General features: G+C 32.6%; 5 protein-coding genes. 3 read left to right on the top strand and 2 right to left on the bottom strand.

The features are described from left to right. Nucleotides 1-76: 76 nt before the first annotated feature. Nucleotides 77-562, bottom strand: coding sequence for a helix-turn-helix domain-containing protein (locus ACM55H_RS17435; protein ID WP_416837727.1), 486 nt, complete (start codon nt 560-562; stop codon nt 77-79). 230 nt (nt 563-792) lie between these two features. Then, nucleotides 793-2,181 (bottom strand): tRNA uridine-5-carboxymethylaminomethyl(34) synthesis GTPase MnmE, encoded by a 1,389-nt coding sequence (mnmE, locus tag ACM55H_RS17430; RefSeq protein WP_416837726.1) that lies wholly within the window; start codon nt 2,179-2,181, stop codon nt 793-795. Between the two features lie 178 nt (nt 2,182-2,359). Between mnmE and ACM55H_RS17425 the strand changes: the two genes are divergently transcribed. The 3 genes from ACM55H_RS17425 (at nt 2,360) to ACM55H_RS17415 (ending at nt 6,056) form a co-directional block, all read left to right on the top strand. Further along, a complete protein-coding gene (locus ACM55H_RS17425; RefSeq protein ID WP_416837725.1) occupies nt 2,360-3,190 on the top strand; it encodes a universal stress protein in 831 nt (276 codons plus the stop codon). A gap of 161 nt (nt 3,191-3,351) precedes the next feature. After that, on the top strand, nt 3,352-4,185 hold the full coding sequence (locus ACM55H_RS17420; RefSeq protein WP_416837724.1) for a universal stress protein: 834 nt from the start codon (nt 3,352-3,354) through the stop codon (nt 4,183-4,185). Nucleotides 4,186-4,283: 98 nt separating this feature from the next. Beyond that, nucleotides 4,284-6,056, top strand: a complete 1,773-nt coding sequence (locus tag ACM55H_RS17415; protein WP_416837723.1) for a MutS-related protein — start codon at nt 4,284-4,286, stop codon at nt 6,054-6,056. The last annotated feature ends 10 nt before the right edge of the window (nt 6,057-6,066 follow it).

The raw sequence follows: 6,066 nt of genomic DNA, 5'->3' as shown, positions 1-6,066 counted from the left end.
TTTTTAATGAAAAATGGAGGTGGTCATTTTGCTCCGGAATTAGGTGGTCATTTTGAATTGGAATCAGGTGGTCACTTTAAATTGGAATTGGGTGGTCAATATCACTGGAATTTGCAGATATTCCGAACTTTTGCTGTATCTGTGTTATAGTATAGCAATTCTCCAGTCCCGGAAATTCTTGGGTTGGACGCAGTATAGATTGATCTAATGGAAGGGAAAAAAAAGCATCCATATCACATCGTCTAATAACAGTTCTTGTACCGAATTTTGCAACATCAAGTTCTCCTCTTGCAATAATTCTGTAAATTGTCCTTTGGCTTATTCCAAATAAAATACTTGCTTGGCTTACGCTAAGGAAATCTTTCACTTTTACTATTTCTAGGTCAGGGTTCTTGGCAATCTCAGTCTGCCTGTTACTTTGGTTGATCTTCGACTGTCTTACGATCGATTTGTAACCTTTGCTATTGCAGCCCAATGAGCAATAGCGTGTTCTTGTTGTACGTGCGGTAAATTCATTTTTGCAGAATTCACAGATGCGCGTAATCTTAATGTTTGTACTCATAGAAATGTGACTTTAGGTGTCCCACTGTGACTATGTGTGTCTCTACGTGCCATAAATTGGCCAAAAAAAATATTTTTTTGTATCTCAAAAAATGAGGTACAACTGAGATACAAATCTAATCAAAATAATACATACTATCCAAAAGAAAATATAAATAAAAACGAGTTAAAATATTGTTTGTCAATACTTTAACTCGTTTGTTTGTTGTTGTTTTGTGATGTTTTGTTTTGCTACTTTCCGATGCAGAAATTAGCAAAAATATTCCCTAACAATTCATCATTAGTTACTTGTCCCGTAATCATCCCAAATTGATACAAAGCTTCTCTAATATCTAACGCCATCAAGTCGCTTGATAAGTTAGTTTCAAGCCCAAATTTTACTTTCTGTATCTCGTCTAAAGCTTTTAGTAGGGAGTCGTAATGTCTTGTATTTGTTACTATTGTTTCATTATTTCGTAAAGCACCTGTATTCACAAACGAGAGCAATTGATTTTTTAAATCTTCAACACCTAGTTTTTCTTTAGCAGAAATAAGTAAGATTTCTGGAATCTCCGATTTGATATTTTGGATTTCAGTTTCGGTCAGTTTATCAGCTTTGTTTCCAATAATAACTAAGGGTTTCAGTGGAAACTGATTTTTTATTTTTTCTAATTCTACTTTTAATTTTAGTCCTGAAATTTTAAACTCAGAGCTGTCAAAAAGAAAAACGACCACTTGAGCCTGTTCTATTTTTTCGAAAGTTTTTTTAATTCCAATGCTTTCCACTATATCTTCCGTTTCCCTAATTCCAGCAGTATCGATGAATCGAAATCCAATGCCGCCAATGACCAATTCATCTTCAATAGTATCACGGGTAGTTCCTGCAATCTCTGAGACAATGGCGCGTTCTTCATTCAATAAAGCATTCAAAAGCGTCGATTTCCCTACATTGGGTTCGCCCACAATCGCCACAGGAATTCCGTTTTTAATTACATTCCCAACAGCAAACGAATCGATTAAACGCTTTAGCACAAACTCGATTCTATTTAATAATTCATGAAATTGGGTACGGTCTGCAAATTCTACATCTTCTTCGGCAAAGTCGAGTTCGAGTTCGATCAGTGATGCAAAATTCAACAGTTCTTCACGCAGTTTAGCTATTTCATTAGAGAAACCACCACGCATTTGTTGCATCGCAATTTGATGAGACGCTTCATTATCAGATGAAATTAAATCAGCAACTGCTTCGGCTTGTGATAAATCAAGTTTTCCATTTAGGAATGCTCGTAATGTAAATTCTCCGGCATTTGCCATACGGCATCCTTTTCGAAGCAACAACTGAATAATTTGTTGTTGGATATAAGTAGAGCCGTGACAGGAAATTTCTATTGTATTTTCGCCCGTATAAGAATTCGGGCCTTTGAAAATTGAAACCAATACTTCGTCCAAAGTTTTGTTGTCATCTACAATATGGCCTAAATGTAACGTATGGGTTTTTTGGGTGGTTAAATCTTTGTTTTTAATGGATTTAAAAACAGCATTACCAATAGTAATGGCATCATCTCCGGAAATTCGGATTACTGCTATTGCTCCAGCTCCCGAAGGAGTTGCCAGTGCCACTATGGAATCGTGAGGAATCATATTTTTATTCAATTTTATGCAAAAGTAAGTAAAATTGACGTGGCAACAAGACCTGCTTATTAAACCATTAACTTTATTTTTAGTTAAAAATAAGCCAAACTGGTAATTATGATATTATTTCATTATTTGTTTCGTAATTTTATGTAAATATTTGATTTATAGTAAATTAATAGGAGTCATGAAAAAAATTCTATTTCCCACTGACTTTTCGGATGTTTCTAATAATGCCTTTATTTATGCTTTAAAATTAGCTGAAACGATACAAGCTGAAATTATTACGTTGCATGTGTATCAAATGTTACAACCTAAATTTGCAGATTTTTCGGCTTACTTATACGAAGTTTATGAAGTTACGGAGTTAAGTAATTTTGAGAATTATAGAGATGAAGTTCCTGTTTTAAGAAATATAGCCGAAAAAAATAATTTGGGACATATCAAGACAAGCCATGTTTTAGTTATGGGGAATTTTATTCACGAAATTCAAAAGTTAACACAGGAGGAAAATATTGATTTTGTAGTTATGGGAACTAAAGGTGCAACAGGGTTAAAAGAAACGTTTTTAGGTACTGTCACCACCAAAGTCATGAATGATGTTAAAGCGATTGTATTTGCAATTCCGTCACATTGCCAATATCAACCCATAAAAAGAATACTTTTTGTGACACAATTCAAGCCGAATGACTTTAAAGCATTTAAGAAAGTGATGGAATTAGCTCATTTATTTCAGGCACACATTGATTGTTTGTTTGTTCAGCAACACCAGCATGAAGCTAAAAATGATTTTGCTGACGATTGGAAAACTATTGTTGAAAAACAGGATGTAACACTCCATACTATTGTAAGTAATGATGTGGAGGGAATTATTTTAAATTTTATTGAATTGCATAAAATTAATACAATTGCAATGCTTGTATATCATAGAAATTTCTTTGAAAAACTATTTCAAATCAGTCTTTCAAAAAAATTAGCTTTTCATGCTGACGTGCCAATTTTAGCAATTCATGAATAAAATATATTGAAATATTTATTAGAATAGAAATAGTTTACTTGATTCTAAATCAACATCTTAGTTTAAGTTTTTTTTTTAATATAAATACCTGATAATTATCATGTTAAATATTTGGTTTTATAATTAACTTTGATAAATGAACTAAATTAATACTTAATAAAATGAAAAGAATCCTATTTCCAACAGATTTTTCTGAAGTGGCCACTAATGCATTTGTGCATGCTTTAGAATTTGCAAAAATAGTTCAAGGTGAACTCATTTTATTGCACACATTTGATTTGCCTGTATTTGATAATCAGTTTTTTCCTGAAAATTATGCAGTTATTTATGATTCATTGGAGTTAGCTCAATTTGAAATGTTCAAAGACGAAATTCCTAAACTGCGTGCCATAGCCGAAGAACGCAATCTCGACAAAATTAAAATGTCGCACAGGCTTATGGATGGTGATTTGCTTTTTAATATTAAAAGGGCGGTGAAAGAAGATAAAATTGATTTTGTTGTAATGGGTACCTCTGGCGTTACTGGATGGGAAGCTTTTTTTGTGGGAAGCAATGCTGGTTCTGCTATAATTGGGATTGATGTTCCTATGCTATGTGTACCATTAGAAGCTAAATTCAAAAAAATTCAAACAATAGGTTTTACAACCCGTTTTAGAACTAAAGATAAAAAAGCGCTTAAAACAGTGTTGGATATTGCAAAGAAAACGAATGCTAAAGTGAAATGTCTCTATGTAAAAACCAGTAGTTCTGATGTTTCAAAAGATACTATAGATAAATGGGAAACCGAGTTTATGCAAGAACCCATAGAGTTTTTTGTTATTACGAGTGATGAAATAAAGGAAACCATATTGGATTTTATTCTCTACAAAGACATCGATGTGTTAACGATGCTTACCTATAAAAGAGGCTTTTTTGAAGGATTGTTTAAACCAAGTTTTACAAAAAAAATGGCACCTAATTTTGATATACCAATTTTGGCTATCCACATCGATTAAAGATGTTTTATTTGTAGGAATTAGATTCAATTATTCCTTCTTCTATGTTGGATGAATTATTGTTGTAAGCACTATATTTGTAGTTCATCAAATGAATTATGGAAGTATACAAAGTAAACAAAGAAGGCTTTTCAATAGCGCTAACTGCAATCAATAAAAAGTACAATAGTATTAGCTTTTTTCGGCTACTCACTATTGTACTTTTTTTAGTGTCCCTTTATTATTATATTAAAACAAACGGAGCTGTTTTTATTGCTATGGCAGTGTTCTTTTTTGGATTATTTTTCGTTTTGATGCGCTTTCATTCTAAGTTAGTTTTTCAAAAGCAAATCAAACAAGCATTATTGGATATTAATGAAAATGAAATATCCTATTTGGAAAGAAAAAAGATTTCTTTTGAAAACGGGCAGGAATTAAATGATTTCCATCATCCTTACGCGTATGATTTGGATATTTTTGGAGCGCATTCCTTGTTTCAAAATCTGAATAGAACCGCCACATTCATTGGAAAAAAAACATTGGCAAAACAACTTTTAACGCTTTTGCCAAATGAGGAGATTATTAGAAATCACAAGGCTGTAAAAGAATTGTCCAAAAAATTAGATTGGAGACAAGAGTTTTTGGCTTTGGCCAAAATAAGTAATGACACGAAATCCAGTTATGAAACGCTTTTGCAATGGAGTAAATTTAATAGTATGCCTTTGTCTAAAGCTAATGCGTTGATTTCTTTTATTACTCCTTTTCTTTTTCTAGGAGTTTTTATTGGGTATTTAGTTACATCAAACACCATTTTTTTAACCTATCTGACGTATATATTTGTTTTTAATTTAGGCTTTTTAGGCAAATTTTTTAAACGAATTCAAATTGAAATAGCGAATTCCTCGGATATTGATAAAATCATTAATCAATACGGTTTACTGATGCAGAAAATTGAGACAGAATCTTTCGAATCTCAGAAATTAATTGATTTGCAACAAAAACTGACATTCAAGAAAGAAAATGCAAGTGTTCACTTAAAAGAATTAGCTGATTTATTTTCGAAAATGGACAGTATTGGGAATTTTGTGACTGGAATTGTATTCAACGGTACTTTTCTCTTTAATATTCATGTTTTAAAAGGGCTGATTCAATGGAAAAAAGACCATACGGAAGCATTGGAAGATTGGTTGGAAGTTATAGGTGAATTTGAAATGTTGAATAGTTTGGCTAATCTTTCCTATAACAATCCGGAATTTGTATATCCTACATTGAATACTAATTTTGAAATAGATTTCGCCAATTTAAGTCATCCGTTACTAAATGATAAAACTAGAGTGGGGAACGATGTGAGTTTTCATCCCGAGTCCTTCATGATTTTGACAGGTTCGAATATGTCAGGCAAAAGTACTTTTTTGAGAAGTTTGGGAATTAACATGGTTTTGTCAGGAATGGGTTCACCAGTTTGTGCCAGCCAGGCTAATGTTCATCCGTTACCCGTTTTAGTGTCCATGCGATTATCCGATTCCTTATCTGATAGTGAATCGTATTTCTTTGCAGAGATTAAACGCTTAAAGCAAATTATGGACGAGTTAGAAAACAGACCCGCATTTGTTTTATTAGATGAAATATTGCGAGGAACCAATTCAGATGATAAACGAAACGGAACCATAGAAGTAGTTAAAAAAGTGATTGGTAAAAAAGCTATTGGAGCAATTGCAACACATGATATCGAAGTTTGTTTGACTACAAATGAATATCCAAATGTTCTCACCAACAAATGTTTTGAAGTGGAGATTATCAATGATGATCTGCATTTTGATTACAAACTCCGCGACGGTATTTGTAAAAATAGAAGTGCTACGTTCCTAATGAAAAAAATGGGTGTTATTTAACAAATTGATG

The organism is Flavobacterium cryoconiti, from assembly GCF_048158645.1.
GTDB lineage: Bacteria > Bacteroidota > Bacteroidia > Flavobacteriales > Flavobacteriaceae > Flavobacterium > Flavobacterium cryoconiti.
Note: the sequence above shows the minus strand (reverse complement) of the source record. Positions and strands in the feature narration are given on the sequence as shown.

Coding starts and splice junctions, on each gene's coding strand:
- ACM55H_RS17435 (WP_416837727.1), bottom strand. CDS start 562: ATGAGTACAAACATTAAGATTACGCGCATCTGTGAATTCTGCAAAAAT.
- mnmE (WP_416837726.1), bottom strand. CDS start 2,181: ATGATTCCTCACGATTCCATAGTGGCACTGGCAACTCCTTCGGGAGCT.
- ACM55H_RS17425 (WP_416837725.1), top strand. CDS start 2,360: ATGAAAAAAATTCTATTTCCCACTGACTTTTCGGATGTTTCTAATAAT.
- ACM55H_RS17420 (WP_416837724.1), top strand. CDS start 3,352: ATGAAAAGAATCCTATTTCCAACAGATTTTTCTGAAGTGGCCACTAAT.
- ACM55H_RS17415 (WP_416837723.1), top strand. CDS start 4,284: ATGGAAGTATACAAAGTAAACAAAGAAGGCTTTTCAATAGCGCTAACT.